This window comes from Streptomyces sp. AM8-1-1 (assembly GCF_032229325.1).
Lineage (GTDB): Bacteria > Actinomycetota > Actinomycetes > Streptomycetales > Streptomycetaceae > Streptomyces > Streptomyces achmelvichensis.
Genome location: NZ_CP135086.1, coordinates 1,903,964 through 1,928,972 on the forward strand (window position 1 = coordinate 1,903,964; position 25,009 = coordinate 1,928,972).

Genomic DNA, 25,009 nt, shown 5'->3' on the forward strand with positions numbered 1-25,009 from the left:
CATCCTGCCTCCGGCTCACATCCCGCGCGAGCTCAATCTCCGTATCCGCCGTCCTCGGCCACGAGCCGTTCCAGCAGCTCCTGGAAGTCCTCGCCGACGACGATCCGCAGGCCGTCGCCGTCCTCGTCCCGGTCGCTGAGCTGGGTGAGCGTCCCGTCGCGCCACCAGTAGACGTACGGACTGATCGCGCCGGGGGTGTCGGCGAAGCCGGAGGCCGCGAACGAGGTCATGGCGCTCAGCGTGGGGATCACACCGGTGTCGTGGATGGCGTGGAAGGCGAGCTGGTGCCGGAACGGCATGGCCACCAGGGCGCCGTCGGCGGTGAGCTGCTCGCCGCCGATCTGCCGGACCACGCTCTCCAGCGCGAGGACGCGGCTCGCGGTGTAGAAGGAATCGCCGAGGACGACCTCGAAGCACATACCTCCCTCGCCCTTGACCGTCTCGTGCCCCTCGACCGGCAGACCGCGCAGGTTGTAGAGCGCCTGCTCACGGAGGTAGGGCAGATCACCGAGCGGCTCCAGGGCCTCGTCGGTGAGCATCATGACGCTCTCCGGGAGATCGAGCGCGATGATCTCGAAGAGGCCGGGGGCGAGGGGGCGGGCGTAGCCGAAATTCTGCGGATCGAAACCCTCGTGGCCGACAACCCGGGGGTAGAGCTGGGCTCGGATCTGCTCCGTCGGCAGGGTGTCCAGGGCGGAGGGCGCGTTCATGGTGCGCAGGACCATGCCGACGTGCCGCCGGACCAGCTCGGACCAGGCACGCGGTCCGCGGTCGTCGTTGTGCAGGACGGCGGCCAGATTGCCGAGTCCGAACTGACGTCCGTCGCTGTCGGTGACGACATCGGCGAACACGGTCACTTCGAGGCCGTGCTCCGCGAAAGCCTCCCGCACCTGGCCCCGGAAGCGCGCACCCTCGTCGACCGAGAAGAAGGAGAACTCGGGGTCCCGGGGCACATCGAGTCCGTCGCGCTTCGGCCCCCGCCGGAACAACCCCACGTCATCAGCCCTTTCGTTTGCCCGCCAGGACCGGACCTGCCTGGACTCCGAGCGTACCCACCCCATCGGCGGGTGATCCCCCGGGAGAGGGGTCGTGGCCTGCGCTTTGCCCGGCCTGTGCCGACTCATGGGCCGATGCCCGGACGGCACAGGGGCGCGCCGGGCTGTCGGTACGGCTCAGTAGCATGCGGCCGCATGACCGATCCCTCCCTGGCGCTGCTTCGGCGGCGGCCGGATCTGGCGGCCCTGGCCGCGTTCCCCTTCGACTTCGACCTGGACCGGGCGGAGCACGGCGAGGAGGTGCACCTCGCCTCCGGCGCCGCGCTGGAGCCGATCGCCGGGGACGACACCGGCGGGACCTTCTTCCTGTGCGGGGGCAACGCCGTGCTGTACGCCGACTCGGAGGGCGGTGCGGGTCTCCTGGCGGACAGCGTGACGGACGCGCTGGACATCATCGTGGGGCTGCCGGCGTGGCGAGACCTGATGGGTCCCGACCCCGGTCCGGAGGAGATCCGCGAACTGGAGGACGGGATGCGCACCTCCTACGCACCCGACCTGGACGCCCGGCGCACCGAACTGCGCACCGCCCTCGGCCTGCCCGCGCGCTCCCCCGCCGAGCTGGTGGCCCGTCTTCATGCCGCGCTGCTGCGCACCGATCCGGACCATCTGCTGCTGAACTCGCAGGAGTTGCTCGCGTACGAGCTCCTGGACCGGCTGCCCCGCCATCCGGAGCGCTCGATCGGGCCGGTCCGCAGGGAAGTTGTCCGCGCCTCGCTGATCCGCCGGCTCGACGACACGGGCCCGGATCCGGAGCGGCTGGGCGAACTGGGCCGGGAACTGGAGCAGATCGGCGAGTACGCGCAGGCCGCCCGGGCGCAGCGCGGGTTCCTCTCGCTCCAGGACAGCGCCTGGGACCGGGCCGCGGCCGGGCATGTGCTCGCGCGGCGAGAACGCTCGGCGGGCGATCTCGAGGCCGCCGGCCGGACCCTGGCGCGCGTCCGTACGGCGATCGGCCTGGACTCCCCCGCCCCGCCACCCTCGCACGAGCAACAGACGCTGGACCTCGGTGCGGCCGGCGAGCCGCCCGCCCCGGACGCGAGCGCCGAGGAGTGGCACCGTCGCGGTCTCGGCCGGATGATCACCGAGGAGCATCTCGAGCTGGTGCTCGCCGCGATCGCCGCCGGGAAAGAGGACCTGGCCCGGGAGACGCTGGCGCACGCCCGTGACCTGCTCACGGTGATGGCGAAGCAGTTCCGCCAGTCGCTGGGCGATCTGCCCGCCCGGGCGAAGTGGGCGGTCGCGCGCCTCCCGAAGGTGTGAGCCCTCAGGGCTTCCCGTTCCCGAGATCGAGCTCCGCGCGCACGGTCTTTCCCACCGGGACGCGGTCCAGCACCGACCACCGGTCCGCCAGCGCGTCCACCAGCATCAGCCCCCGGCCGGCTCCGTCGAGCGCGGCGGGCGGGTGGACATCTCCGGGGCCGGGCGGACGGCATTCCCCGCGGGTGTCGGAGACCTCGATACGCAGGGTTGCGGGCGTACGGGTGAGCCGCAGCTCGAAGTCCCGGCCGGGGACCCGGCCGTGCGTCACGGCGTTCGCCGCCAGCTCGGCGACGATCAGTGCGGCGTTGTCGGACGCCTCGGAGCCGTGCGGCACGTCCCAGGCGTGGAGTTGATGGAGAGCCAGGTGACGGGCGAGCCGGGCGCCGAGAGCCGTGGAGCTGAATCGCTGCGTGAACACACGTACGGTGCCGAGCTGTTGGGGTGTGACGGGTGAGTGCATGGGCCCACCGTGGCCGCCCGGAAGGGGGCCGCTCCAGATCAGCGACTCGTACGCTGCGTCAGCGTACGAGTACACACGGTGGACAGTCGCAGTGACCCTCCGTGACCATGGACGCGGGAGGTGGCCGTCCATGGTGGACAGCGGATGCGGGGAGCCGGAGGTCTCGGACAGCCTGAAGGCGTTCGGGGAAGTGGTCAAGGCTTTCAGGAAGAGGGCGCGACTGACGCAGGAACAGTTCGCGCCACGGGTGCGGTATTCGATGCCGACGGTGGCGTCGATCGAGCAGGGCCGGAGGTTTCCGCCGGCGGATTTCGTGGACCGGGCGGAGGAGGCGCTGGACGCGTTCGGAACGATCCGGGGCGCGGCACGGCACTTGTCGCGGCGACCCGGGCTGGCGAGCTGGTTCCGGCAGTGGGCGCGCCTCGAGGCGGAGGCGGTCAGTCTTGATACGTACGAGTGCCGACTCGTACCGGGCCTGCTCCAGTCGGAGGCGTACGCACGGGCCGTGTTCGCACAGAGTGTGCCGCCCCTGACGGATGAACAGCTCGAAGCCCAGGTGACCGCGCGCATGGACCGGCAGCGGCTGTTCCGCGAGCGGGGCAATCTGCCGTTCAGCTTCATCATCGAGGAGGCGGTGGTGGTGACACGGCACTTGGGTGGCGCACGGGTGACGCGGGACCTGCTGGACCACATGCTGGAGTGCGCGACGCTGCGGAACGTCGAGATCCAAGTGAAGCCGACCCGGCAGGAGCAGCATGCGGGCCTGGACGGCCCCGTCCGGCTCCTGGAAACAGCAAACAACAGGTGGCTCGGATACGCCGAGGGGCAACAGTCGGGCCATCTCATCGCCGACGCGAAACAGGTCAGCATCCTGCTCCAGCGGTATGCAAAACTGCGGTCGCAGGCCCTTACCCCCGGGGACTCCTTGGGCCTGTTGGAGCGACTGCGAGGAGCGCTATGAGCGGCACAGAACTCCACTGGTTCAAGAGCACCTACAGCGGCACGCAGGGCGACGACTGTGTCGAAGTCGCCCTCGACTGGCACAAGTCCAGCCACAGCGGCACGCAGGGCGACTCGTGCGTCGAGGTCGCCACCTGCCCAACCACCGTCCACGTCCGGGACTCCAAGGTCGAGCAGGGCCCTCAACTCGCCCTCCCCCCCGCCTCCTGGACCGCCTTCCTCACCCACACCGCTCAGGTCTGACGGCGTCTCACACGCCCTACGGCATCGGGACGACGACGTCCGCCCGGTCCCTGCCCCGTGCGACCAGGCGGGCGTTGGCCTCGTCGGAGTCGCGGACCCAGCGCTCGGCGAAGGACCTCTCCTTGCCGAACTCCACGTGCCGGTCCACCAGTCGGGGCACACGGACCGCGGGATCGAGCTCCAGGTACCAGATCTCGTCGAGCAGGGCTCGGATGCCGGCCCAGGCGCCTTCGTCGTGCAGGAGGTAGTTCCCCTCCGTGACGACGAGGGGGACGTCCGGCGGGACGGCGATGCTCCCGGCGACGGGTTCCTCCAGCCTCCGGTCGAAGGCGGGGGCGTAGACGGTGGTGTCCGCGGATCGCGTGCGCAGCCGGGCGAGGAGAGCGGCGTATCCGGCCGCGTCGAAGGTGTCGGGGGCGCCCTTGCGCCCGGCCCGGCCGAGGCGTTCGAGCTCGGCCTGTGCCAGATGGAATCCGTCCATGGGGACGAGGACGGCGAGACCGTCGAGGGCGTCGACGAGACGGCCGGCGAGCGTCGACTTGCCCGCGCCGGGCGCTCCGGCGAGCCCCAGGATGCGGCGCCGGCCGGGGACGGCGAGGGCGCGGGCTCGTTCCAGCAGGTGCGGAGGGGGCGGCTGCGCAAGCATGTGCCGCATTGTTCCATCACCGGTCATACGTATAACGTGAGGTCCATGTCGTTCATCGCCCTGGTCACCCTCGTCGTCCGTGACTACGACGAGGCCATTGCCTTCTACACCGACGCGCTCGGCTTCGAACTGGTCGAGGACACCGACCGCGGCGACGGGAGCCGCTGGGTCGTGGTCCGCCCGGCCGGTTCCGGCCATGGCAGCGCACTGCTGCTGGCCGGCGCCAAGGACGAGGAGCAGCGCGCGAGTGTGGGCGCCCAGACGGGCGGCCGGGTCGGTTTCTTCCTGCACACCGAGGACTTCGCGGGCGACCACGCACGCATGACGGCGGCGGGCGTGCGCTTCCTGGAGGAGCCGAGGCACGAGGTCTACGGTTCGGTCGCGGTCTTCGAGGACCTGTACGGCAACCGGTGGGACCTGCTCCAGCCCAAGTAGCCCCGCTCGCCGCCCCCGGGATGTGCCGGCGAACGGGCCGGCCGCGGCCTGGGGGCTGCCCGGCTCGTACTCGGACAGGGCCCCGGCCGCGGCCGGCTGTGCTCGGTGGGGGTCACCCGGCCGTGGCCGGGATCGCCCGTGGGATCAGCTCTCGTCCGGCGTCAGCCGCAGCGAGATGCTGTTGATGCAGTACCGCTGGTCGGTCGGGGTGGGGTATCCCTCACCCTCGAACACGTGCCCGAGGTGCGATCCGCAGCGCGCGCAGCGCACCTCGACGCGCACCATGCCGTGCGAGCGGTCCTCGATGAGTTCGACCGCGTCGGTGTCCTTCGGGTCGTAGAAGGACGGCCAGCCGCAGTGCGACTCGAACTTCGTGTCGGAGCGGAACAGCTCGGCGCTGCACGCCCGGCAGGAATAGACGCCCTCCGTCTTGGTGTCGGTGTACTCACCGACGAAGGCGGGCTCCGTACCGGCCTGGCGCAGCACCTTGTACTCCGCCGGATTCAGCTCCGCGCGCCACTGCTCGTCCGGCTTCTCGATGTCGTACGCCATGAAATTCGGCTCCCTCAGCTCGACAGACGGGCCAGGATCAGCGGACCGAGGTCCGTGACGTCTCCCGCGCCCATCGTGAGAACGAGATCGCCGGGCTTCGCCATTCCCGCGACCACCTCGGGGACCGTCTCCTTGTCGTGGACGGCGGTGACATCCGCGCCCGCCGCACGGGCGGCGTCGATGATCAGCTCGCTGGTGACGCCGGGGATCGGGTCCTCGCGGGCCGGATAGATGTCGAGGACCACCGAGGCGTCGGTCAGGGCGAGTGCCTGGCCCATCTCGGTCGCGAGCTCCTGCGTACGGGAGAAGAGGTGGGGCTGGAAGACGACCAGCAGCCTGGAGTCGGCCGCGGCGCCCCGCATGGCCTCCAGGTCGGCGGTCATCTCGGTGGGGTGGTGGGCGTAGGAGTCGATGACCTGGACGCCCGCGGCCTCGCCCTTCAGCTGGAGCCGGCGCTTGACCCCGGTGTACTTGCCGAGGGCGGAGGCGAGATTGTGCGCCGGGATGCCCAGCGCGACGCCGGCGGCGAGCGCGGCCACGGCGTTGTGCGCGTAGTGGCTGCCGGGGACCGAGACGGTGAAGGTCAGGAACTTGCCGTTGAGCAGGACGGTGACCTCGCTGGTGAGGCCGCGCGGGGTGACCTTGTGCACCCGTACGTCCGCGGACTCGGAGGCGCCGTAGGTGACGACCTTCAGCGTCGACAGGTCACGGATGCGGGAGGTGAGCTCCACCGCGCCCGGCTGGTCGGCGGAGATCACCAGGGTGCCGCCGGGGACGACCTTGCCGACGAAGGTCTCGAAGGAGTCGTAGATCTCGTCCATCGAGGCGTAGTTGGCGTGGTGGTCGAGCTCGACGTTGAGGACGATCGCGACCTCGGGGTCGTACTTCTGGAAGCTGCGGTCGCTCTCGTCGGCCTCGGCGACGAAGATGTCACCGGCGCCGTGCCGGGCATTGGTCCCGGGGCCCTCCAGGTCACCGCCGATGGCGTACGAGGGATCGAGACCGAGCTCGGTGAGCGCCACCGCCAGCATGGACGTGGTGGTGGTCTTGCCGTGGGTGCCCGCCACCGCGATCGAGCGCAGGCCGGTCATCAGGGACGCGAGCGCGTCGGAGCGGTGGACGACCGGGACCGAGAGCTCACCGGCACGGGCCAGCTCCGGGTTGTCGGCGCGGATGGCGCTGGAGACGACGACACAGCTGGCATCGGAGGCCAGGTGCTCGGCGGCGTGCCCGATGTGGACCGTGGCGCCCAGCGAACGCAGGCTCTCGGCGGTCGCGGACTCCTTGGCGTCGCTGCCCGCCACCGCGGCGCCGCGCTGGGCGAGGATCTTCGCGATGCCCGACATTCCGGCGCCACCGATGCCGATGAAGTGCGGGCGTTCCATGGCGCTAGGGATGGCGGGTGCCATGCGTGTGTCTCCCCACGAGGTACGAGTACGTGCGAGGGGCCAGCCTATTCGCTGTGCGCGAAGAGCTTGAGCACCGGGACGCCGACCTTGTGGCGGGCCCGGGAGGCCCAGTCCCGGTGGAAGAACTCCTCGACGTAGTGAGGTGCGGTCAGCACGATCACCTCGTCGGCGCCCGCCTCGTCGACGACCGCTTTGAGCTTGTCGAGCGGATGGTCCTCGACGACCTGGCCCACGGCCTCGCTGCCGGCGGCGCGCAGGGCGGCCAGGGAGTTCTCCAGCGCCCGCTCGGCGGGAGCCTTGGCAGCCTCGCCCTCCGGCTCCTCACCCTCCTTGACGGCCTCTTTCAGTTCACCGAAGGCCACGTCGTCGATGGCACGCAGCAGGAGGTCGGCCTGGTCGCCGCGCGGCTGCATCAGGACGACGAAGGAGACGTTCTCGTCACCGTGCAGTGTGGTGACGAATTCCACATCTTCCGAGGTCAGGGGCTTCTCGATCATCAATACGCTAGTGAACACGTCAGGAGCCCTTCTGCGGAAACCATCCTTCCCCGCGCCGACACGGGGACTGCGAGAGTAGTCTGCCCGGCCGGAGCAAACCGGAACGACGAATTCCGCCGATTGTCAGATGCGACGGTAGCGGGTGAAAAGGAACCCTGCCTCCTCCAGTACGGACGTCGGGGCGAAGCGCGCCGGGACGGCGAGTCCCGGCCCGCCCGTGATGCGCTGCGCGTCCCCGACGGTGAGCGTGGGCGACACGGTCAGACACAGTTCGTCGAGCACGCCCGACGCGGCGAACTGCCCCAGCATGCGCGGCCCGCCCTCGGTGAGCAGCCGCCGCAGGCCTCGTTCGGCGAGCGCCCGCACAGCCCTCGGCGGATCCACCCCGGGCCCGTCGCCCGCGACCACCACCTCGGCGCCTGCCTTCTCCGCCTCCCGGACCCGGTCCGCCGGGGCCGCGGCGCCTGTCAGCACCAGCGTCGGCACCAGGGGTTCGGTGAACAGGGGCAGGGTGAAGTCGAGGTTCAGCGAGGCGCTGACCACGGCGATCGCGGGGGCGGGACCCTGACCGGCAGCGGCCCGGCGCTCCGCGAAGGCTTCCCGGGCACGTGCGGGCCGGTAGCCCTCGAGACGGACCGTCTCCGCGCCGACCACGACCGCGTCGGCGAGGCCCCGCAGGGTGCCGAAGATCCGCATGTCCGTGTCGGAGGACAGGGGCTGGGACCGGCCGTCGTGCTGGGCCGCCCCGTCCAGCGAGGACACCATGTTGGCCCGCAGCCAGGCACCCTGAAGGGCGTCCGGATACGCGTAGGCCTCCGCCAGCTCGTCCAGGGACCATTCGCGGTCCTCACCGGATGTCTGGTCGGTCACAGGGAGCAGTCGTCGCATGCGGAGCAGTCTGGCACGACCCTTACAGTTGGGAACTGTGTCGACCAGTGCCATGACCGAAGCGGCCCCCCTTTCGCTGTGCGCCCGCGAGCCGCACGTCCCCGCCGACCGGCTGGTCGCGGAGATGGTGCCGCCGCCGCGTTTCGACTCGGTGCGCTTCGACACCTACGTCCCGGACCCGAACCAGCCCAGCCAGCGCGAGGCGGTCACGGTCCTCAGCTCGTTCGCTGCGAGCCTCGGCGGGGCGCACGCGAGCGGATCCGGCAAGCGCCGGTGGTTCGCGAAGAAGCCGGCCGCTCCCACCGGGCCTCGCGGGGTCTACCTCGACGGCGGCTACGGCGTCGGCAAGACCCACCTCCTCGCCTCCCTGTGGCACGCCACCCCGGCCGAGCCCTCGCTCAAGGCCTTCGGCACCTTCGTGGAGCTCACCAATCTGGTCGGCGCCCTCGGCTTCCAGCAGACCGTGCGCACCCTGAGCGGTCACCGGCTGCTGTGCATCGACGAGTTCGAGCTCGACGACCCGGGCGACACCGTCCTCGTCTCGACCCTCCTCGGCAAGCTCGTCGAGGCGGGTGTGGCACTCGCGGCCACCTCCAACACCCTGCCGGGCAAACTGGGCGAGGGCCGGTTCGCCGCCGCCGACTTCCTCCGCGAGATCCAGGGCCTCTCCGCGCAGTTCCGTCCGCTGCGGATCGACGGGGAGGACTACCGCCACCGCGGACTGCCCGACGCCCCTCCCCCGTACTCCGAGGAGACGGTCACCCAGGCCGCGTACGCCACCGAAGGCGCCGCGCTCGACGACTTCCCGGCACTGCTGGACCACCTCGCCAAGGTGCACCCGAGCCGCTACGGCGCCCTGACCGACGGCATACGCGCGGTCTGCCTCACCGATGTGCAGCCGGTGCCCGACCAGTCGACCGCCCTGCGCCTCGTCGTACTCGCCGACCGGCTGTACGACCGCGAAGTGCCGGTGCTCGCCTCGGGCATGCCCTTCGACCGACTGTTCAGCGAAGAGATGCTGAACGGCGGCTACCGCAAGAAGTACTTCCGCGCCATCTCCCGTCTCACCGCGCTGGCCCGTGACGCGAAGGGCCTTGTGGAGCAGTAGGTTCGGGTGCGTAACCACCTTTCCGTCAGAAGGGATTCGCATCATGGCCACCACGCGTCAGGCGCACACGGTCTGGGAGGGCAACCTCACCGAAGGCACGGGCACCGTCACCTTCGACTCCTCCGGAATCGGCGAGTACGCCGTCTCCTGGCCCTCCCGCGCCGAGCAGGCCAATGGAAAGACGAGCCCCGAAGAGCTCATTGCCGGCGCCCACTCCAGCTGCTTCTCGATGGCCCTCTCGCACGGGCTCGCCCAGGCCGGCACCCCGCCGACCCGGCTCAACACCCAGGCCGAGGTGACCTTCCAGCCCGGCACGGGCATTACCGGAATCCACCTCACCGTCGAGGGCACGGTCCCCGGTCTCGACGAGGCGGGTTTCGTCAAGGCGGCCGAGGACGCGAAGGCCAACTGCCCGGTCAGCCAGGCCCTGTCGGGCACGACGATCACCCTGAGTGCCTCGCTCGCCTGAACGGTTGACTTGTAGGGACAGCTGAAGGCTCATGTGGCCCGCACGGTTCCCGTGCATCCAGGTGCGTGATACACACGTGCGGGTCACATCTCCTGTCCCCTCCCCGGGCTTCGGCAACGGGAGGTCCCCCCAACAGGGAGTTGCCTCATGTCCGCAACACGTCGACAAGTTCTGGCCCGTACCGGCGCACTGACCGCCGGAATCGCGTTCACCGGCGCCTTCTCCGAGCTCTTCGCGGGGACCGCGGCCGCTCGCGGGCACCACGCCGGCTACGGACCCCTCGTCCCCGACCCAGCCGGTCTGCTCGATCTGCCGAAAGGATTCCGCTATCGGGTCCTCTCACGGGAGGGCGAACCGCTGAGCTCCGGCGAGGGCCGCGTTCCGAGCAATCACGACGGCATGGCGGCCTTCGCCGGTCGCCGCGGCCGGGTGCACCTCGTCCGCAACCACGAGAACCGCGCGGACGCCGCGATCCCCGTCCCCACGGTCAAGGGTCTGACCTACGACCCGATGGGCAAGGGCGGTTGCACGTCCCTGGAGCTCGACGGACGGGGCAACGTCCTGTCCGAGCGGGTCGCGATCGCCGGCACCGCCGTCAACTGCGCGGGTGGGCCCACCCCTTGGGGAACCTGGCTGACCTGCGAGGAGACCGAGGACAAGGCCGGCACCAACGGCTACACCAAGGATCACGGGTTCGTCTTCGAGGTGCACGGCGCCGACCCGCAGCGCACCGGGGCCGTACCGCTCACCGCGATGGGCCGCTTCCAGCACGAGGCGATCGCGGTCGATCCGCAGAGCGGGATCATCTACGAGACGGAGGACGCCTTCCAGCGTCCCTTCGGCCTCTTCTACCGCTTCCTGCCGAACAGGCCACTGGGCGGGACGCGTTCACTGCGCGCGGGTGGCGAACTGGAGGCCATGCGAGTGCCGGGCGTGCCCGACCTCTCCGCGATCCAGGAACCGGGAGCGAGCTTCGACCGGATCGAGTGGGTGCCCGTACCGGACAGCCAGGCGAAGGAAACACCCATCCGGCTCCAGGACTTCGGCCCCAAGGGCATCACCCACGCGCAGAAGCTGGAGGGCTGCTACTGGGGCGGGCGCTCCGTCTACTTCGTCTCCAGTTTCGCCCGCAGCGGCGAGGGCTCGGCGGCGGACCACTTCGGCCAGGTGTGGAAGTACGAACCGCACCGGCGCCGGCTCACGCTGGTCATCGCCTTCGGTCCGAGCACGGACATCCAGCTCCCCGGCGAATCCCCGGACAACATCTGCCTCGCTCCCAGCGGCGGGCTGATGGTCTGCGAGGACGGCAGCGGCGCCCAGCACGTGTACGGGCTGACCAAGTCCGGCGCCGTGTACGCGATGGCCCGCGGCCGCCAGAACATCGGGACCCCCGAGGCACCGGAGTGGGGCGAGTTCGCGGGGGTCACCTTCTCGCCGGACGGCGAGACGATGTACGTCAACTGCTACACACCGGGGACGACGTTCGCGGTCACGGGGCCCTGGGGCTGACGGACGCGGGCGGGGTGGGTGGCGCGGCGGCGGTTCCGGGCGGGGTGGTGGATGCCCGGCCCGGGACGTCACCGGGTGACCGGTCCATGAGTGCCGGGCGGTCGTGCCCCCTGGGCCCATGAGCCGCGGGCCGCGGGCCGTGGGCCGTGGGCTTGCGGGCTCAGGGGGGCGGGCTCAGGAGTACGGGGCGCGGCCGCCGTGAGCTCCGGGTGGTGCCGGTCCGGCCGGCGGGCGTGATCCCCTGGTCAGCCGCGCCCGGCGTGCGCCCGGGAGAGGCGCGCCGCACGATGGAGCCGTCTCCAGAAGCGCTCCCAGAATTCTGGAGCAATCGGCGAAGCCCGGGACAGGTCCGGTAACTCCCTGTCCCGGGCTTCGCCTTGCACGGGGCGATTACTCGATGACGAGCTCGACCGGCAGGTTGCCGCGGGTCGCCTTGGAGTAGGGGCAGTACGCGTGGGTCTTCTCCAGGAGGTCACGGCCGGCCTCGCCCTGGAGGTGGTCCGGAAGCTCGACGCGCATGATCACGGAGAGACCGAAGCCGCCGTCGGTGTCCTTGCCGATGCTGACCTCGGCGGTCACGGACGCGTCCTTGACGTCGATCCGCTCCTGGCGGCCGATGGCGCCCATCGCGCTGGCGAAGCAGGCCGCGTAGCCGGCGGCGAAGAGCTGCTCGGGGTTGGTGCCCTGACCGTTGCCGCCCAGCGCCGCGGGGAAGGCGAGCGGGAGATCGATCTGACCGTCGGAGCTGACGGCGCGGCCCTCACGGCCATTGGCGGTGGCGACTGCGGTGTAGATCGCGTCCATGAAATGCATCCCTCTTCGTCCGTTGCGAATCGATGGCGTAAGTAGAGCACACAACTAAGTTGTGCACAACTCAATGGGGCGCAGGTATGCTGGACGCATGGAGAAGACGCCACTGACCGATGTGCCGGACGAGGCCTTCCTCCGCCTCGACCACCAGATCTGCTTCTCGCTGCACGCCGCGTCCCGGGCGTTCAACAGCGTCTACCGGATCGCCCTCAAGGATCTGGGGATCACCTACCCGCAGTACCTGGTGATGCTGGTGCTGTGGGAGCACGGCGAGCTGCCCGTCAAACAGATCGGCGAGCATCTGCGCCTGGACTCCGGGACTCTGTCCCCGCTGCTCAAGCGGCTCGAAGCGGCGGGTTATGTGGAGCGTCGGCGCAGCAAGGAGGACGAGCGCTCCGTGACGGCCCGGCCCACGGCGGCGGGCGCGGAGCTGCGGGAGAAGGCTCTGGACGTGCCCCGCAGGATCGGCGAGGCCACCGGGCTGTCGGTGGAGCGGATCCGCGCGCTGCGCTCCGAGCTGGAAGCGCTGACCGCCACGCTGGACACGACCGGGCTGGAGGCAGCGGCCTGCCTGACGGAGGACGACTGACGCCCGGCGGGGTGGGCACGGCACGCACGCAGGAACGCGGGTCCGGCCGACGCGCCGGACACCCCGGGCACGGACGAGCCCCGGGCACCCCGGGCACGGACGAGCCCCGGACATCCGCCGATGTCCGGGGCTCCTCGTCTGCGCGTGTCCGCGGAGAGACCGGCCTCAGTTGTGCTGGCCCGTGCCGTCGCCGGCCGCGTCACCCCCCGCGTCGTTCCCGCCGGCACCGTTGTCGTCGGCGCCGCCGTTGCCGTCGGCTCCGCCGTTGTTCTGCAGACCGCCGTCGGCACCGGCATTGGCCTCGGCACCGCCGTTGTCCTGGACGCCTCCGTCGAGGCCGCCGTTGTCCTCGGCACCGCCGTCGGCACCCGCGTTCGCCTCGGCACCGGCGTTGGCCTCGGCACCGCCGTCAGCACCCGCGTTCGCCTCGGCACCGCCGTCAGCACCAGCGTTCGCCTCGGCACCGGCATTGGCCTCGGCGCCGCCGTCAGCGCCCTCTCCGGCGCCCGCCCCGTCACCGATCTGCGCGCCGACCGCCGCGAGGGCCGTGGTCACCGGCTGGAAGAACGTCTCGCCGCCCGCGGTGCAGTCGCCACTGCCGCCCGACGTGAGGCCGATCGCGCTGCCGTCCTGGGTGAACAGCGCGCCGCCGCTGTCACCCGGCTCGGCACACACGTTGGTCTGGATCAGACCGGTGACGGTGCCCTCGGGGTAGTTCACGGTGGCGTCGAGTCCGGTGACCTGGCCGTCGTTGAGCCCGGTGGTGCTGCCCATCCGGATCACGTCCTGGCCCACGGCCGCGTCGGCCGCCTGGGTGATCGCGACCGTCTGGCCGTTGCCGAGGTCGACCTCGCTCGGCGCCTGGGTCGCCGGGTCGTCGTACGTCACCAGTGCGAAGTCACCCTCGCCCGGGAACACCGCTTCCTGGACCGTGCCGATCGGCTCGCCGTTCGCCTCCTCGGACCACTGCTCGGCCGCGACACCGCAGTGTCCGGCGGTCAGGAAGCCGGGGCTGCCGTCCTGCGTGGTCACGTTGAAGCCCAGGGAGCAGCGCGCACCGCCACCGAAGATGGCGTCGCCGCCCTCGAGGAAGGTCTTGAACTCACCGGCGGACTTCTGGATGCGGGCCACGCCGGGGCCGAGGGCCTGCACGGCGGATTCCAGTCTGTCCCAGCGCTCGCCGGCGACGGTGCGGTCCGCGGTCACCAGGACCTGGTTGTTCCGCGGGTCGACGGCCCAGGAGGTGCCGGCCATGGTGGCCTGCTTGCTGAGCGTGCTCTTCGCCGCGGTCAGCTTCGTGGCGCTGTTCTGGACGCTCCTCGGCACCGCGCCGGCCTTCTTGACCTGGACGACGACGTTGTTGTTGTTGCCCACGACGTTCACGACGAGCTGCTGCTTGTCGGAGTCGTAGTACGCACCGCCGTAGGACTCGCCGAGCTGCTGGCCGAGCTGCTGGAGGAGCTCTGCCGCGGAGGCGGCGCTCATCTTCTTCGGAGCCGACGCCGCCTCGGACTGGGAACCGTCCTGCCCAGCGTAGGCCTGTGGGAGCAGGATGGCGGCCGCGGCGATGCCGACGGCACCCGCTCCCGCCAGAACGGCCTTTCGCTTGGATATTCGCCTGTGACTCAACTCGTCGCCTCCTGTAGGGGGTACGGAGTCCGGTTGCCGATGGACACCGGGGGACGCGTCCGCCCTTGGATACGCATGAGGCGCGTGTTGTTCTCATCGCACAAGCAAAAGAACCTTGTTGATGGTTCGTCAGAAGGCGCTCAGGGCGCCAGTGAACTGCCGCAACGGGTGCAGTAACGTGCGTCGATTGCTTCGGCCGGACGATCGCACGCGGGACAGATCCGGTTCAGCAGGCAGGCCGCTTCGCCGCCTTCGGGCTCCGCGGAAACGGCAGCGACGGCGGAGGCGGAGGCATTGCGGATGGCGAGCCCGGGACGGCGGGTGTGCGCGGTGACGTAGGCGAGTCCGTCCGCTCCGGCCGACAGCGCCCGGTGGCTGCCACGCGGGAGCCAGGCCACCGAACCGGCCTCCAGGCGCTGCCGGCCCGCGTCGGTCTCCAGCTCACCGCTGCCGTCGAGTACACAGAGCAGGACGTCCAGGTCCGCTTCGGCATGGCGCGCGACCCGGTCACCGGGCGGTACGCGGATGATGTTGGCGTCCAGTTGCCTGCCCGCCTCCGACAGTCGCCACAGCGCGCCGCCCCGGTCCACGGGTACCGCGCGCACGTCGGCCAAGCCGGCGAGAACTCCGGCTCTCGGGGACACCGTCATCGCATTCCTCCCGAACAGGGCCCGGACGTCGGCGAGCCCCCGCCGGGCATCATTGCACAGTGCAAGAGAGCGGTACCGCGACCGGCGGCCGGTGCGGCGCCCCGCCATGAGTACGGGTCGGGCGAAGGGCACGTTCATCGGCGGCGGTCGCGGCAGGGTAGAAAGAGGCCCATGAAGGAGCAGACACAGCAGTCCGGCGCGACCGGTCACCTCCGGGAGCCGGCCGGTCCCGGCAGCGGGCTGCGCGCCGACAGGATGGACGACGTGGAGGCGGTCACGGGCGCGGTGCTCACCGCCTCCCGACTGCTGGTCGCGATCTCGGCGCGGTCCCTCGCGTCGGTGGAGGACCGGGTCACGCTCCCTCAGTTCCGGCTGCTGGTCGTGCTGTCCACGCACGGTGCCGCCAAGCTCGTCCTGCTCGCGGAGCGGCTGGCGGTCAGCCCCTCGACGGCGATGCGCATGGTGGACCGGCTCATCGCCGTCGGCCTGGTGGACCGCCGGACCAACCCCGGCAACCGCCGCGAGACGGAGCTTCGGCTCACCCCGGAGGGCGCGCGCATCGTGGACGAGGTGATGACCAAGCGGCGTGGGGAGATCAGCACGATCGTCGAGCGCCTGGCTCCGGAGCAGCGCGCGGCCCTCATCGCGGCGCTGAACGCCTTCTCCGAGGCGGGCGGCGAGCCGGACGCCCCGTCCGGCCCGGTGGAACTGCACCCGCTCGGCTGGACCTCCGGGTCGTAGAACCCGACACCGAGCGAGGTGTCCCTTCATTGATGGAATGATCGTATATTTTCCGTCAGTGATCATTATCGTACGAAGGCTTGCGGCCGTGGCCGCCCTGGGTGCCGTGCTCGCCGGCTGCGGAAGCGGGTCGTCGTCCGCGCCGCCCTCCCCCGGCAAGGCCGCCGCTGCCTCGCCCCACCCCGGAAAACCCCCGCAGCAGCGCCCGAAGCAGGCCCCGCCGACACTCGCCCCCGGTCCGGGCGGGGTGACACCCGTCTTCGAGCGGGCCGCTTCCTCCACCGCGACGGGCGACATGACCGTGGCGCTCACCTTCGACGCCGACATGACGGCGGATCAGGGACCGCGGGCGGCCGACGGAGAGCACTTCGACAATCCAGGCCTCATCGCGTCACTGCGGGAGATGAAGGTCCCCTCGACGGTCTTCATGACCGGCCGCTGGGCCGAGCAGTATCCGGACCAGGCGAGGGCGATCGGCAACGACCCGCTCTTCGAGACCGCCAACCACTCCTACAGCCACCATGCCTTCAAGGCCTCCTGCTACGGCCTCCCGACGGTGGCCAGGAGCGAGATGCGGGCCGATGTGGACCGGGCGTTCGCCGCGTTCGCGAAGGCCGGGGTCCGCAATACCGTGCCGTACTTCCGGTTCCCGGGCGGCTGTTACGACGACGCCGCGCTGCGGGCCATCGCCCCGGCCCAGGTGACCGCCGTCCAGTGGGACGTCGTCAGCGGGGACGCCTTCGCGACGGACGCGGACGCGGTCGCGGAACAGGTCCTCGCCGGGGTGAAGCCCGGATCACTGGTGGTGATGCACTGCACGCGCAGCGCGGCCCCGGTCACCGAACAAGCGGTCCGGAAGATCGTCCCCGAACTGCGCAAGCGCGGCTACCGCCTCGTCAAGGTCTCGGAGCTGATGCGGCGGGGCCGGGCCTAGGGGGTTGCCGGGTGCCCGGGTGCCTCGCCCCCGCCCGCCCCGAGTGGAGCAATCGCCGCCCGCGGGCGCATGCTGGATACAGGCCTTCAGGGCAAGGGACCCCTTTGTCCTCGAAGCGCGTCCTGCGCTGAGGAAGGCGATGCGCGCATGCCCATCATTTCGCCAGGATTCCACGGCCGGCGGCCCACCGACGGCAAGAAGCTGCCGCCCGGCCAGTACGAGACATACGACTTCCCGGTGCTCTCCACCGGCCCGACTCCCCATGTGCCGCTGGAGACCTGGGAACTCGCGGTCGTCGCGGAGGACGGCCGGCGGCACACGTGGGACTGGGCGGCCTTGCAGAAGCTGCCGATGGAGACGCCCACGGTCGACCTGCACTGCGTGACCAAGTGGTCCAAGTTCGACACCGAGTGGCGAGGAGTGTCCCTCGACGTCCTGCTCGCGGATGTCGAGACCGCGGCGGACTTCGCCCTCGTCCACTCCTACGGCGGCTACACCACCAATCTCCCGCTGGAGGACCTGCTCGACGGCAAGGCGTGGATCGTGCACGACTACGACGGCCAGGAGTTGGCGCCCGAGCACGGCGGCCCCGCCCGGCTTCTCGTTCCGCATCTGTATCTGTGGAAGTCCGCGAAATGGGTGCGCGCGATCGAGCTCCGCCTGGACGACGAACCGGGGTTCTGGGAGAGCGCCGGCTACCACAACTACGGAGACCCATGGCAAGAGCAGCGATACAGGGGCGACTAGGTGACCGTCTGCGCTGGCGAACCGCTCAGGTGGAGGACCGGCGTACGGAGTCGGGAACGGCGACCACGCTCGTGCTGAGCGTGCCGGACTGGCCGGGTCATCTCGCGGGTCAGCACGTCGACGTCCGGCTGACCGCCGAGGACGGGTACAGCACGCAGCGCAGCTATTCGATCGCGTCCGTCCCGGACGGCGAGCACCTGGAACTCACGGTGCAGCGCATCGATGACGGGGAGGTCTCGCCCTATCTCGTGGACACGCTGCTGGTCGGGGGCCTCGTCGAGATACGCGGGCCGGTCGGTGGCTGGTTCGTCTGGCAGCCCGAGCAGGCGGAGCCGGTCCTGCTGGTGGCGGGCGGCTCCGGCATCGTGCCGCTGATGTCCATGATCCGTACGAGGTCGTCGATCGGCAGCCGGGTGCCGTTCCGCCTGCTGTACTCCGTGCGCGATCCGGCGGACCGTCTCTATGCCGACGAGCTGCGCAAGGGGTCTCCGGGCCTCGACATGACGTACGTCTACACACGGGTGACACCCGACGGGTGGCCCCGGCCGGCGGGACGCGTGGAGCCGGACGACCTGGCGCGGCACGGCTGGCCCCCGGATTTCGAGCCGACCTGCTACGTCTGCGGCCCGACCGGCTTCGTCGAGAAGGCCGCCGCCTACCTGGTCCTTCTCGGCCATTCCCCCGATCGCGTCCGCACAGAACGATTCGGCTAGCGGAGGGTGACATGACGGTTTCAGCCGGCTACCCGTTCAGCGGGCCCACCTACAGGGACGGCAACGCACTCGCGGGGCCACTGTCCGAGATCTTCGCGGTCGATGTCACCGCGGCGGTGAGCCGGTGTGCGCACTGCACCCGTACCGGGCCCCTGGGCGGGCTGCATGTGTACGACCGCGGCCCCGGCCGCGTCGCTCGCTGCCCGGGGTGCGGGGAGGTCATGATGCGCATGGTCCGCGGCAGGGGCGAGGTCTGGCTCGACATGAGCGGCACCGCGGCGCTCGCCATTCCGATGGACGACCGGTGAGCAGGCGCCGAACACGCCTGCCCACGTCGGCGCGTCCCTTCACGTCGCCCCGAAAAGGCCCGCATAAGCCCCGTAGCCCTCACGCTCCAGGTCGTCGCGGTGGATGAAACGCAGGGAAGCCGAGTTGATGCAGTAGCGCAGTCCGCCCGCGGACCTGGGGCCGTCGGGGAACAGATGGCCGAGGTGGCTGTCCCCGTGGGCCGAGCGGACTTCGGTACGCAGCATCCCGTGCGAGGCGTCCCGCCGCTCGACGACGTTCGACGCGTCGATCACCTTGGTGAAACTGGGCCACCCCGTTCCGCTGTCGTACTTGTCCACCGAAGCGAACAGGGGCTCACCGGAGACGACATCCACATAGATGCCGGGCTCCTTGTTGTCCCAGTACTCGTTGGCGAACGCGCGCTCCGTGCCGTCCTGTTGCGTGACCCGGTACTGCTCGGGTGCGAGTTGCGCGACGGCCTCGGGGTTCTTGACGTACTCGGGCATGGCACCTCCTGGGGCGGATCCTCGGACGGACGGCACCGAGTCGACGGGCGCCCCGAAGCGACCGCACCGATCGACCGCTCCCGATCTCAGCGCTGCTGGTCCTGGGCGTCCGGGACGATGTGCACGGCAGCCTCCTCCGCGGAGGCGGCCCCGCCGTCGATGCCCACGTCGTGCGCCCAGTAGTCGTAGCCGTCGTCGCGCCGGCCGCCCGTCACGTCGGTGTCCCAGGCCAGCAGACGGCCCGCCCGCTCGTCGCCCACCTCGTCGTCGATCAGCTCGCCATCCGTGTCCGAGGCGTCACCGATTCCGTCACCCTCGTCGACGGCGTTCTCGCCGACCTCCCGGGCCAGCCGATGGTCGAGGTCCTCGTGCGACAGCGCCTCTCGGGCCGTGACGCCCCACTCGCCGATACCCAGAGGCCGTTCCGGCGGCGAGTACCCGGCGTCCAGGAAGTCGCCGATCTCCTCGTCGTCCAGACCCTCCTGGGATCTGAGCAGCCCCGCCGATTCGGAGCTTTCCGACTCGCTCGTCGATGCCATCGCTGAGTCCTTCGTGCCGTGGGATGCGCCCCGGCGGGAGCTGAACAGCGGCCCGGGGGACGCCGCCATCCCGGAATGCATCGTTCCACCCAGCGTAACGCTGTTGGCCGTCACGGGAATGTGGAAGGAGAGAGTCCTGCCTCGCTCAGTCCTCCGCGACACGGATGATCGTCTTGCCGCGGCCGCGCCGGCCGGGGCCGAGTGCGTCCGGCGCTTCGGCGAGCGGCCGCACGGATCCGACGATCGGCTTCACCCTGCCGTCGCGGAGTCTCCGGGCGAGATCCACGAGCCCGGCGCGATCGGGTTCGACGATGAAGAAGACGGCGCGCCCGTCCTCGGGACGGACCGTGGGCGGCATGGCGACGGCGACGAGCGTGCCACCGGCGCGCACCAGCGCGGCCGAGCGGTCGAGGACCTCGCCGCCGATCGCGTCGAACACCACGTCGACCTCGCCGGCGTCCTCCAGCCGGTCGTTCTCGAGATCCAGGTAGACATCGACGCCGAGACCGAGGGCCACGTCCCTGCCGCCGGCCCGCCCGGTGCCGATCACCCGGGCCCCGGCATCGCGCGCGAACTGCACCGCGATCGACCCGACGCCGCCCGCGGCACCGTGGATCAGCACGGTCTGCCCCGTCGTGAGACGTCCGTGGCCGAACAGGCCCTGCTGCGCGGTCAGCCCGGAGATCGGCACCGCGGCGGCCACCACGTGGTCGACGTCCGACGGGAGCGGCGCGAGGTTGCGGGCCTCCACGGCGGTGTACTCGGCCAGTGAGCCGTTGCGGGTCCAGTCGGTCAGTCCGAACACCCGCTGGCCGATGGTGAGGCCGGTCGTTCCGTAACCGAGTTCGGCGACGACACCGGACAGTTCATGGCCGGGCACGCTCGGGGTCCGGTCGCGGCCGGCGCGGTCGGTCCAGGTCCCCGGCCAGTCGAGCTCCCCGGACGTGAACCCCGCGGCGTGGACCTTCACGATGACGTCGTTCTCGGCGGCATGCGGGTGGGGCATGTCCGTCAGGGAGAGTCCACCGAGACCGGCGTCGCGGTCTCGAACGGTGATGGCTTGCATGGCAGGTCCTCTCTGTGACGAAGGATCACATCGCTCACCCCGCGCGCACGCCCGTCCATCGACACAACCACCCGGCCGTGGCACGGGCAACTCGGCCGCACTCACACACCGTCGCGCCGCCGGACCTCCCTGTGGTCGCCGGTGCGTGGTTCACGGAGTGCGGCCCCGCCCGGCCGTTGGGCTGGTGGTGTGGTCGTCCGCCGCCCTCCGCGCCGCAGCGGCCGGAGCGGAGCCCGGGAGCGCACCATGGACGGCGTCGCACCGCCGTGAACGGCACGGTGACAGAATCCAGGAGGGCTCCGTGACCGCCCAGCCGCCGACCGCCGACGCGCTTCCCGACCGCTTCGACGGCCTCCGCGCCCTCGTCGTCAACTGCACGCTCAAGCGGTCGCCCGAGGTGAGCAACACCCAGGGACTCATCGACAAGAGCCGGGCCCTGATGGAGACGCAGGGGGTCCGGGTCGACGTCGTACGGGCCGTCGACCACGACATCGCGACCGGCGTGTGGCCGGACATGACCGAGCACGGGTGGCCCAGCGACGAGTGGCCCGCCCTGTACGAGCGGGTCCTCGCGGCCGACATCCTCGTCCTGGCCGGTCCGATCTGGCTGGGCGACAACAGTTCCGTCATGAAGCAGGTCGTCGAGCGGCTGTACGCGTGCTCGTCGCTGCTCAACGACCGTGGCCAGTACGCGTATTACGGGCGGGTCGGCGGGTGTCTGATCACGGGCAACGAGGACGGGGTGAAGCACTGCGCCATGAACGTCCTCTACAGCCTCCAGCACCTCGGGTACACGATCCCGCCGCAGGCGGACGCGGGCTGGATCGGTGAGGCCGGCCCCGGGCCCTCGTATCTCGACCCCGGATCGGGCGGCCCCGAGAACGATTTCACCAATCGCAACGTCACCTTCATGACCTGGAACCTGATGCACCTCGCGGCCATGATCAAGCGGGCGGGGGGCATCCCGGCCCGCGGCAACCAGCGCACCGAGTGGGACGCGGGCGCACGCTTCGACCAGCCGAACCCCGAACACCGGTGAGCGGGCCGGCTGCCTGCGGACAGGTCGCCCGGGTGCCCGCGGGGCGGTGCGGGACCCCCCGGGCTTACTGCTTCGGCCCGCCGCCGGATCCGCTCTCACCATGGCTCGTCTCGACGAAGCGCGCTTCTTCGTCCACCACCCGCACGGCCTCCTCCAGGATCGTGAGCACCTCCGCCCCGGGGATGATCGCCGCCCCGGCCGCGTCGGCGAACACATAGTCACCGGGACGCACCACCACTCCGGACACCACGGCCGGCCGGTTCGCCTCGTACGGCGTGACGGCGTTCCCGCCCCAGTGCACGGCTTCGCCGCTGCAGTAGGCGGTGAACTCGTACTCCGCGAGCTCGCTGAAGTCCCGCAGGCGGGCGTCCGTGAGGATTCCGGCGAGCCCGTGGGCAGCGAGCGGGGAGAGTTTGACCTTGCCGCCGAGCGACGCGTCCGGGTAGCCGTTGCTCGCCAGAACCAGCACCCGCCCCTGCCCGCCTTCACGGATGGCCTCACGGAAGAGCTCGGTGAAGTTGTACCGGTCCGTCGGCAGGGACTTCTCGCACGACGGCAGATACGAGACGGTGACGGCCGGTCCGAAGAGCAGACGATCCGGCGTGGGGCTCTTGAGATCCATCAGATGGCATCGGTGCCGGTGAAATCGCCCCATGGCGTCCACGACGTCTGCGGTGTGCACACGGGCCGCGAGTTCGCGCAGTCGCGGCGCTTCCTCCACCATCGGACCTCCCGCACGTCCGCCGCAGCCCTGCCTGCGGCGCGGGAACGGCGGCGCCCGATGGCGTGCCGGCGCCTTCGGCGAGCTCTTCAGCAGCACTCTCCATCTTGCGCCGCCGCGCCGTCGGCGGCTACCCGATCACCCGCCGCGTCAGTTCGACGCGGGCTGCGCCGTGAGCTCGCTGGGCCGCACGATCACGAAGCCCTCGCCCTGGAGCATCAGCTGGACGGCCTCGCCCGAGCCGCCGCGGATCATCGAGCCGACGGACTGGGAGCGGTGCAGCGAGGTGTTCAGCTGGGCGCTCCAGCCGACGACGGCGTCCGTGTCCACGTAGACGGGCTGCTGCGCGGTGACGGGAATGACGATGGGGTTGCCCTCGCAGATGACGGCGAGCTTCCCGTAGCCGGTGAAGAGACTGTTGAAGAGGCCCCCGCCGGTCATGCCGGCGCCCTTCACCGTCCGTATCTCGTACGAGAGTGTGGCGTCGAAACAGAGGACGTTGCGGCCGTTGATCGTCAGGGCGTCGCCCTGGTCGATGTCGACGATGAAACAGTTCTGCGCCTCGTGCGCGAACCACGCCTCTCCCTGGCCGCGCACCGCCATCAACGCCAGGCCCTCACCGGTGACCGCACGCTTGAGCATGCCGCCGATGCCCTGGCTCTTGCGCTCGAACTGGAGGTTTCCGCGGTAGGCGATCATCGATCCCTGCCGCGCGTGCATCTCGCCGTTCACGGCGTACTTGACCGATTTGGCGTTCTGCAGGGTCATTCCGGGCACGGTGGCCTGCTGCGCCATGTTCTCCGAGGCAAAAAGATCGCTTTTCATGGGGTGCATCGTCGCCCGGACGCGTCCGTTCCGCCAACAGCCCCGCGAATCGGGTTCCGGAGCGGCTGGCAGACTGGCGGTGTGAGCAGCGAAGACATCAGCCCCGACAGTCCCTTCCGGCACGAGAGCGTCTCGCGCGACGAAGCCCCGCAGTACGTACTGCCGCTGGTCGTGCGGATCGAGAAGGCCGCGCCCCCGGCGCGCACCGACGCGCTGGAGACCGCCGCACGGGCCGTGCTCACGATCCTGTCCGACGACCGCTCGGCCGGGGACGGCGAGTGGGCGCAGGCGATGCGCGACTGGCAGGACGCCCGCATCCGCAAGGTCGTCCGGCGGGCGCGGGGCGCGGAGTGGCGCAAGGCGTCGGCGCTGCCCGGGATCACGGTGACGGGCGAGGAGGCGGAAGTACGCGTCTTCCCGCCGGTGCCCCTCGACGGCTGGCCCAAGGAGCTGGCCAAACTACAGGTTTCCGGCACGGATCTGGACGATCCGGAGCCGCCGGCCGAGCCGGGCCCGGGAGAGCCGGTGCTGTGGCTGAGCCCCGAACTGGACATGTCGGCCGGCAAGGCGATGGCCCAGGCCGGACACGGCGCCCAACTGGCGTGGTGGGAACTGTCGGACGCCGACCGCAAGTCGTGGCGGGACACGGGATTTCGGCTGTCCGTCCGCACCCCGGGGCGTGCCCTGTGGCAGGAACTCACGGTCAGCGGGCTGCCCGTGGTGCGCGACGCCGGCTTCACGGAGATCGCTCCGGGCTCCTGCACGGTGGTCGCCGATCATCCCTCGCTCCGGAGTTGAACACTCCGCCGCCGCGTTACGTACCTCTCAGTACCGCCGAATGCATTGAACACGGATTCAGTTGGCGGTTGGTTTGCGGTGTAGCACATCGGCTCAGGAGGCATTTTGTTGCGGCGCATCAACGGGACGGCACTCATCATCGCGGCCCTGGTCGCCACGGTAGGGGCCCTGGCGTTCCCTGTGTGGTCGTACGCGGACCGTTCCGGTACCGGCCAGGACAACATCAACGCCTCTACGGTGGCCACCCAGTGGGGACCCCTGACGGCGATGGACCGCGACCTGCTGGTGAAGGTCCGCCTGGCGGGGCTCTGGGAGCTGCCCGCGGGGCAGCAGGCGATCGAACGGGCCCCCACGAAGGCGATCAAGGACGCCGGTGACCACCTGATCGTCGGGCACGCGGACCTCGACAAGCGGGCCCGCACCGTGGCGGCGCAGCTCGGCGTGGAGCTGCCGAACCAGCCGACCGAGCAGCAGCAGGGCTGGCTGCGGGAACTGTCGGCGGCGAGCGGGCGGGAGTACGAGTACAAGTTCGCCAACCTGCTGCGCAACGCGCACGGCAAGGTCTTCTCCGCTATCGCGCTGGTCCGGCACACCACCAGGAACACGCTGATCCGCCAGCTCGCGAGCGACGCCAACCTGACGGTCCTGGACCACATCACCATGCTGGAGAACACCGGCATGGTCGACTTCGACGCCATCGCCAACGAGGCGGCCACCGGCGTGACCGCGAGCCCCACGGGCCCGCCGCCGCCGGACGGCAACCTGCCGCCGGCGCCGCAGCCCGCGGAGCCGTCGCAACCCGGCACCTCGAAGCCCTCGCCGGTCGCGCCGGGCACGGTCAACACCAACCGCCCGGAGGCGCCGGAACCGCAGCCCGCCGGCTAGGTCCCTGTCCGGACCGCAACCTCAAATGAACCTCTGAA

The 25,009-nt window shown here is 70.7% G+C and carries 31 protein-coding genes; 16 read left to right on the plus strand and 15 right to left on the minus strand.

Features of this window, described 5'->3' with window-relative positions:
- Positions 1-32: 32 nt before the first annotated feature.
- Positions 33-995, minus strand: coding sequence for a hypothetical protein (locus RPQ07_RS08650; protein WP_313943495.1), 963 nt, complete (start codon positions 993-995; stop codon positions 33-35).
- A gap of 195 nt (positions 996-1,190) precedes the next feature.
- Here RPQ07_RS08650 and RPQ07_RS08655 point away from each other — a divergent pair, with 195 nt between their 5' ends.
- Positions 1,191-2,315, plus strand: a complete 1,125-nt coding sequence (locus RPQ07_RS08655; RefSeq protein ID WP_313943496.1) for a hypothetical protein — start codon at positions 1,191-1,193, stop codon at positions 2,313-2,315.
- A gap of 4 nt (positions 2,316-2,319) precedes the next feature.
- Here the strand turns inward: RPQ07_RS08655 and RPQ07_RS08660 are convergent, their stop codons facing one another.
- Positions 2,320-2,775 carry an ATP-binding protein gene (locus tag RPQ07_RS08660; protein ID WP_313943497.1) on the minus strand — a complete coding sequence of 152 codons (456 nt, stop codon included), beginning with the start codon at positions 2,773-2,775 and terminating at the stop codon, positions 2,320-2,322.
- 130 nt (positions 2,776-2,905) lie between these two features.
- On the opposite strand from RPQ07_RS08660, the gene RPQ07_RS08665 reads away from it, so the two are divergent.
- Positions 2,906-3,736, plus strand: coding sequence for a helix-turn-helix transcriptional regulator (locus RPQ07_RS08665; RefSeq protein WP_313943498.1), 831 nt, complete (start codon positions 2,906-2,908; stop codon positions 3,734-3,736).
- Positions 3,733-3,978 (plus strand): DUF397 domain-containing protein, encoded by a 246-nt coding sequence (locus tag RPQ07_RS08670; RefSeq protein ID WP_313943499.1) that lies wholly within the window; start codon positions 3,733-3,735, stop codon positions 3,976-3,978. Before RPQ07_RS08665 ends, RPQ07_RS08670 begins: the two co-directional genes overlap by 4 nt.
- Positions 3,979-3,994: 16 nt before the next feature.
- On the opposite strand, the gene RPQ07_RS08675 is transcribed toward RPQ07_RS08670, so the two are convergent.
- Positions 3,995-4,624 (minus strand): nucleoside/nucleotide kinase family protein, encoded by a 630-nt coding sequence (locus RPQ07_RS08675; protein ID WP_313943500.1) that lies wholly within the window; start codon positions 4,622-4,624, stop codon positions 3,995-3,997.
- A gap of 45 nt (positions 4,625-4,669) precedes the next feature.
- Here RPQ07_RS08675 and RPQ07_RS08680 point away from each other — a divergent pair, with 45 nt between their 5' ends.
- Positions 4,670-5,059 (plus strand): VOC family protein, encoded by a 390-nt coding sequence (locus tag RPQ07_RS08680; RefSeq protein WP_313943501.1) that lies wholly within the window; start codon positions 4,670-4,672, stop codon positions 5,057-5,059.
- Between the two features lie 144 nt (positions 5,060-5,203).
- On the opposite strand, the gene msrB (RPQ07_RS08685) is transcribed toward RPQ07_RS08680, so the two are convergent.
- The 4 genes from msrB (RPQ07_RS08685) to RPQ07_RS08700 all read right to left on the minus strand — a co-directional run bounded on the left by msrB (RPQ07_RS08685) (position 5,204) and on the right by RPQ07_RS08700 (position 8,405).
- A complete protein-coding gene (gene msrB, locus RPQ07_RS08685) occupies positions 5,204-5,611 on the minus strand; it encodes a peptide-methionine (R)-S-oxide reductase MsrB (RefSeq protein ID WP_313943502.1) in 408 nt (135 codons plus the stop codon).
- Between the two features lie 14 nt (positions 5,612-5,625).
- Complete coding sequence (gene murC, locus RPQ07_RS08690) at positions 5,626-7,020, minus strand: UDP-N-acetylmuramate--L-alanine ligase (RefSeq protein WP_313943503.1); 1,395 nt, start codon at positions 7,018-7,020, stop codon at positions 5,626-5,628.
- Positions 7,021-7,064: 44 nt separating this feature from the next.
- The gene (locus RPQ07_RS08695; protein WP_313943504.1) at positions 7,065-7,535 is read right to left on the minus strand and encodes an indole-3-glycerol phosphate synthase; all 471 of its coding nucleotides are present in this window, start codon (positions 7,533-7,535) and stop codon (positions 7,065-7,067) included.
- A gap of 105 nt (positions 7,536-7,640) precedes the next feature.
- Entirely contained in the window at positions 7,641-8,405 is a 765-nt protein-coding gene (locus RPQ07_RS08700; protein ID WP_313943505.1) for a pyrimidine reductase family protein, read from the minus strand.
- On the opposite strand from RPQ07_RS08700, the gene zapE reads away from it, so the two are divergent.
- From zapE to RPQ07_RS08715, 3 genes are all read left to right on the plus strand, one after another.
- Positions 8,404-9,513: a cell division protein ZapE gene (gene zapE / locus RPQ07_RS08705; protein ID WP_413777717.1), complete on the plus strand. Its 1,110-nt coding sequence runs from the start codon at positions 8,404-8,406 to the stop codon at positions 9,511-9,513. The two genes, RPQ07_RS08700 and zapE, sit on opposite strands and share 2 nt — an antisense overlap.
- 43 nt (positions 9,514-9,556) lie before the next feature.
- On the plus strand, positions 9,557-9,982 hold the full coding sequence (locus RPQ07_RS08710) for an OsmC family protein (RefSeq protein ID WP_313943506.1): 426 nt from the start codon (positions 9,557-9,559) through the stop codon (positions 9,980-9,982).
- Positions 9,983-10,129: 147 nt separating this feature from the next.
- Positions 10,130-11,491: an alkaline phosphatase PhoX gene (locus RPQ07_RS08715; protein ID WP_313943507.1), complete on the plus strand. Its 1,362-nt coding sequence runs from the start codon at positions 10,130-10,132 to the stop codon at positions 11,489-11,491.
- A gap of 390 nt (positions 11,492-11,881) precedes the next feature.
- Here the strand turns inward: RPQ07_RS08715 and RPQ07_RS08720 are convergent, their stop codons facing one another.
- Positions 11,882-12,295: an organic hydroperoxide resistance protein gene (locus RPQ07_RS08720; RefSeq protein ID WP_313943508.1), complete on the minus strand. Its 414-nt coding sequence runs from the start codon at positions 12,293-12,295 to the stop codon at positions 11,882-11,884.
- A gap of 97 nt (positions 12,296-12,392) precedes the next feature.
- Between RPQ07_RS08720 and RPQ07_RS08725 the strand changes: the two genes are divergently transcribed.
- A complete protein-coding gene (locus tag RPQ07_RS08725) occupies positions 12,393-12,890 on the plus strand; it encodes a MarR family transcriptional regulator (protein ID WP_313943509.1) in 498 nt (165 codons plus the stop codon).
- 165 nt (positions 12,891-13,055) lie between these two features.
- Here RPQ07_RS08725 and RPQ07_RS08730 read toward each other — a convergent pair whose 3' ends face one another.
- Positions 13,056-14,519 (minus strand): S1 family peptidase, encoded by a 1,464-nt coding sequence (locus tag RPQ07_RS08730; RefSeq protein WP_313943510.1) that lies wholly within the window; start codon positions 14,517-14,519, stop codon positions 13,056-13,058.
- Positions 14,520-14,659: 140 nt separating this feature from the next.
- Positions 14,660-15,169, minus strand: coding sequence for a hypothetical protein (locus RPQ07_RS08735; protein WP_313943511.1), 510 nt, complete (start codon positions 15,167-15,169; stop codon positions 14,660-14,662).
- Positions 15,170-15,424: 255 nt separating this feature from the next.
- Between RPQ07_RS08735 and RPQ07_RS08740 the strand changes: the two genes are divergently transcribed.
- The 5 genes from RPQ07_RS08740 (at position 15,425) to RPQ07_RS08760 (ending at position 18,612) form a co-directional block, all read left to right on the plus strand.
- Positions 15,425-15,910 carry a MarR family transcriptional regulator gene (locus RPQ07_RS08740; RefSeq protein WP_313948825.1) on the plus strand — a complete coding sequence of 162 codons (486 nt, stop codon included), beginning with the start codon at positions 15,425-15,427 and terminating at the stop codon, positions 15,908-15,910.
- A gap of 58 nt (positions 15,911-15,968) precedes the next feature.
- The gene (locus RPQ07_RS08745) at positions 15,969-16,844 is read left to right on the plus strand and encodes a polysaccharide deacetylase family protein (protein ID WP_413777718.1); all 876 of its coding nucleotides are present in this window, start codon (positions 15,969-15,971) and stop codon (positions 16,842-16,844) included.
- 147 nt (positions 16,845-16,991) lie between these two features.
- Positions 16,992-17,591, plus strand: a complete 600-nt coding sequence (locus RPQ07_RS08750; RefSeq protein WP_313943512.1) for a molybdopterin-dependent oxidoreductase — start codon at positions 16,992-16,994, stop codon at positions 17,589-17,591.
- Positions 17,561-18,304, plus strand: coding sequence for a ferredoxin reductase (locus RPQ07_RS08755; protein ID WP_313943513.1), 744 nt, complete (start codon positions 17,561-17,563; stop codon positions 18,302-18,304). The genes RPQ07_RS08750 and RPQ07_RS08755 overlap by 31 nt, the downstream gene beginning before the upstream one ends.
- 11 nt (positions 18,305-18,315) lie before the next feature.
- Positions 18,316-18,612 carry a DUF6510 family protein gene (locus tag RPQ07_RS08760; protein ID WP_313943514.1) on the plus strand — a complete coding sequence of 99 codons (297 nt, stop codon included), beginning with the start codon at positions 18,316-18,318 and terminating at the stop codon, positions 18,610-18,612.
- 39 nt (positions 18,613-18,651) lie between these two features.
- Here the strand turns inward: RPQ07_RS08760 and msrB (RPQ07_RS08765) are convergent, their stop codons facing one another.
- The 3 genes from msrB (RPQ07_RS08765) to RPQ07_RS08775 all read right to left on the minus strand — a co-directional run bounded on the left by msrB (RPQ07_RS08765) (position 18,652) and on the right by RPQ07_RS08775 (position 20,703).
- A complete protein-coding gene (msrB, locus tag RPQ07_RS08765; protein ID WP_313943515.1) occupies positions 18,652-19,098 on the minus strand; it encodes a peptide-methionine (R)-S-oxide reductase MsrB in 447 nt (148 codons plus the stop codon).
- Positions 19,099-19,184: 86 nt separating this feature from the next.
- Positions 19,185-19,637: a DUF5709 domain-containing protein gene (locus RPQ07_RS08770; protein WP_313943516.1), complete on the minus strand. Its 453-nt coding sequence runs from the start codon at positions 19,635-19,637 to the stop codon at positions 19,185-19,187.
- 145 nt (positions 19,638-19,782) lie between these two features.
- Positions 19,783-20,703 carry an NADP-dependent oxidoreductase gene (locus RPQ07_RS08775; protein WP_313943517.1) on the minus strand — a complete coding sequence of 307 codons (921 nt, stop codon included), beginning with the start codon at positions 20,701-20,703 and terminating at the stop codon, positions 19,783-19,785.
- 301 nt (positions 20,704-21,004) lie between these two features.
- Here RPQ07_RS08775 and RPQ07_RS08780 point away from each other — a divergent pair, with 301 nt between their 5' ends.
- The gene (locus RPQ07_RS08780) at positions 21,005-21,742 is read left to right on the plus strand and encodes a flavodoxin family protein (protein WP_313943518.1); all 738 of its coding nucleotides are present in this window, start codon (positions 21,005-21,007) and stop codon (positions 21,740-21,742) included.
- Positions 21,743-21,806: 64 nt separating this feature from the next.
- Here the strand turns inward: RPQ07_RS08780 and RPQ07_RS08785 are convergent, their stop codons facing one another.
- Both RPQ07_RS08785 and RPQ07_RS08790 read right to left on the minus strand, forming a co-directional pair.
- Positions 21,807-22,466, minus strand: coding sequence for an RraA family protein (locus RPQ07_RS08785; RefSeq protein ID WP_313943519.1), 660 nt, complete (start codon positions 22,464-22,466; stop codon positions 21,807-21,809).
- 147 nt (positions 22,467-22,613) lie between these two features.
- Positions 22,614-23,288: an AIM24 family protein gene (locus RPQ07_RS08790; RefSeq protein WP_313943520.1), complete on the minus strand. Its 675-nt coding sequence runs from the start codon at positions 23,286-23,288 to the stop codon at positions 22,614-22,616.
- Positions 23,289-23,369: 81 nt separating this feature from the next.
- Here RPQ07_RS08790 and RPQ07_RS08795 point away from each other — a divergent pair, with 81 nt between their 5' ends.
- Positions 23,370-24,086 (plus strand): aminoacyl-tRNA hydrolase, encoded by a 717-nt coding sequence (locus RPQ07_RS08795; protein ID WP_313943521.1) that lies wholly within the window; start codon positions 23,370-23,372, stop codon positions 24,084-24,086.
- Positions 24,087-24,194: 108 nt separating this feature from the next.
- The gene (locus RPQ07_RS08800; protein WP_313943522.1) at positions 24,195-24,971 is read left to right on the plus strand and encodes a DUF4142 domain-containing protein; all 777 of its coding nucleotides are present in this window, start codon (positions 24,195-24,197) and stop codon (positions 24,969-24,971) included.
- Positions 24,972-25,009 lie beyond the last annotated feature (38 nt).

Coding starts and splice junctions, on each gene's coding strand:
- RPQ07_RS08700 (WP_313943505.1), bottom strand. CDS start 8,405: ATGCGACGACTGCTCCCTGTGACCGACCAGACATCCGGTGAGGACCGC.
- msrB (WP_313943515.1), bottom strand. CDS start 19,098: ATGCCCGAGTACGTCAAGAACCCCGAGGCCGTCGCGCAACTCGCACCC.
- RPQ07_RS08725 (WP_313943509.1), top strand. CDS start 12,393: ATGGAGAAGACGCCACTGACCGATGTGCCGGACGAGGCCTTCCTCCGC.
- RPQ07_RS08735 (WP_313943511.1), bottom strand. CDS start 15,169: ATGACGGTGTCCCCGAGAGCCGGAGTTCTCGCCGGCTTGGCCGACGTG.
- RPQ07_RS08660 (WP_313943497.1), bottom strand. CDS start 2,775: ATGCACTCACCCGTCACACCCCAACAGCTCGGCACCGTACGTGTGTTC.
- RPQ07_RS08655 (WP_313943496.1), top strand. CDS start 1,191: ATGACCGATCCCTCCCTGGCGCTGCTTCGGCGGCGGCCGGATCTGGCG.
- RPQ07_RS08770 (WP_313943516.1), bottom strand. CDS start 19,637: ATGGCATCGACGAGCGAGTCGGAAAGCTCCGAATCGGCGGGGCTGCTC.
- RPQ07_RS08670 (WP_313943499.1), top strand. CDS start 3,733: ATGAGCGGCACAGAACTCCACTGGTTCAAGAGCACCTACAGCGGCACG.
- RPQ07_RS08680 (WP_313943501.1), top strand. CDS start 4,670: ATGTCGTTCATCGCCCTGGTCACCCTCGTCGTCCGTGACTACGACGAG.
- RPQ07_RS08760 (WP_313943514.1), top strand. CDS start 18,316: ATGACGGTTTCAGCCGGCTACCCGTTCAGCGGGCCCACCTACAGGGAC.
- murC (WP_313943503.1), bottom strand. CDS start 7,020: ATGGCACCCGCCATCCCTAGCGCCATGGAACGCCCGCACTTCATCGGC.
- RPQ07_RS08750 (WP_313943512.1), top strand. CDS start 16,992: ATGCCCATCATTTCGCCAGGATTCCACGGCCGGCGGCCCACCGACGGC.
- RPQ07_RS08720 (WP_313943508.1), bottom strand. CDS start 12,295: ATGGACGCGATCTACACCGCAGTCGCCACCGCCAATGGCCGTGAGGGC.
- RPQ07_RS08755 (WP_313943513.1), top strand. CDS start 17,561: ATGGCAAGAGCAGCGATACAGGGGCGACTAGGTGACCGTCTGCGCTGG.
- RPQ07_RS08740 (WP_313948825.1), top strand. CDS start 15,425: ATGGACGACGTGGAGGCGGTCACGGGCGCGGTGCTCACCGCCTCCCGA.
- RPQ07_RS08665 (WP_313943498.1), top strand. CDS start 2,906: ATGGTGGACAGCGGATGCGGGGAGCCGGAGGTCTCGGACAGCCTGAAG.
- RPQ07_RS08775 (WP_313943517.1), bottom strand. CDS start 20,703: ATGCAAGCCATCACCGTTCGAGACCGCGACGCCGGTCTCGGTGGACTC.
- RPQ07_RS08710 (WP_313943506.1), top strand. CDS start 9,557: ATGGCCACCACGCGTCAGGCGCACACGGTCTGGGAGGGCAACCTCACC.
- msrB (WP_313943502.1), bottom strand. CDS start 5,611: ATGGCGTACGACATCGAGAAGCCGGACGAGCAGTGGCGCGCGGAGCTG.
- RPQ07_RS08790 (WP_313943520.1), bottom strand. CDS start 23,288: ATGAAAAGCGATCTTTTTGCCTCGGAGAACATGGCGCAGCAGGCCACC.
- RPQ07_RS08675 (WP_313943500.1), bottom strand. CDS start 4,624: ATGCTTGCGCAGCCGCCCCCTCCGCACCTGCTGGAACGAGCCCGCGCC.
- RPQ07_RS08715 (WP_313943507.1), top strand. CDS start 10,130: ATGTCCGCAACACGTCGACAAGTTCTGGCCCGTACCGGCGCACTGACC.
- RPQ07_RS08785 (WP_313943519.1), bottom strand. CDS start 22,466: ATGGTGGAGGAAGCGCCGCGACTGCGCGAACTCGCGGCCCGTGTGCAC.
- zapE (WP_413777717.1), top strand. CDS start 8,404: ATGCGGAGCAGTCTGGCACGACCCTTACAGTTGGGAACTGTGTCGACC.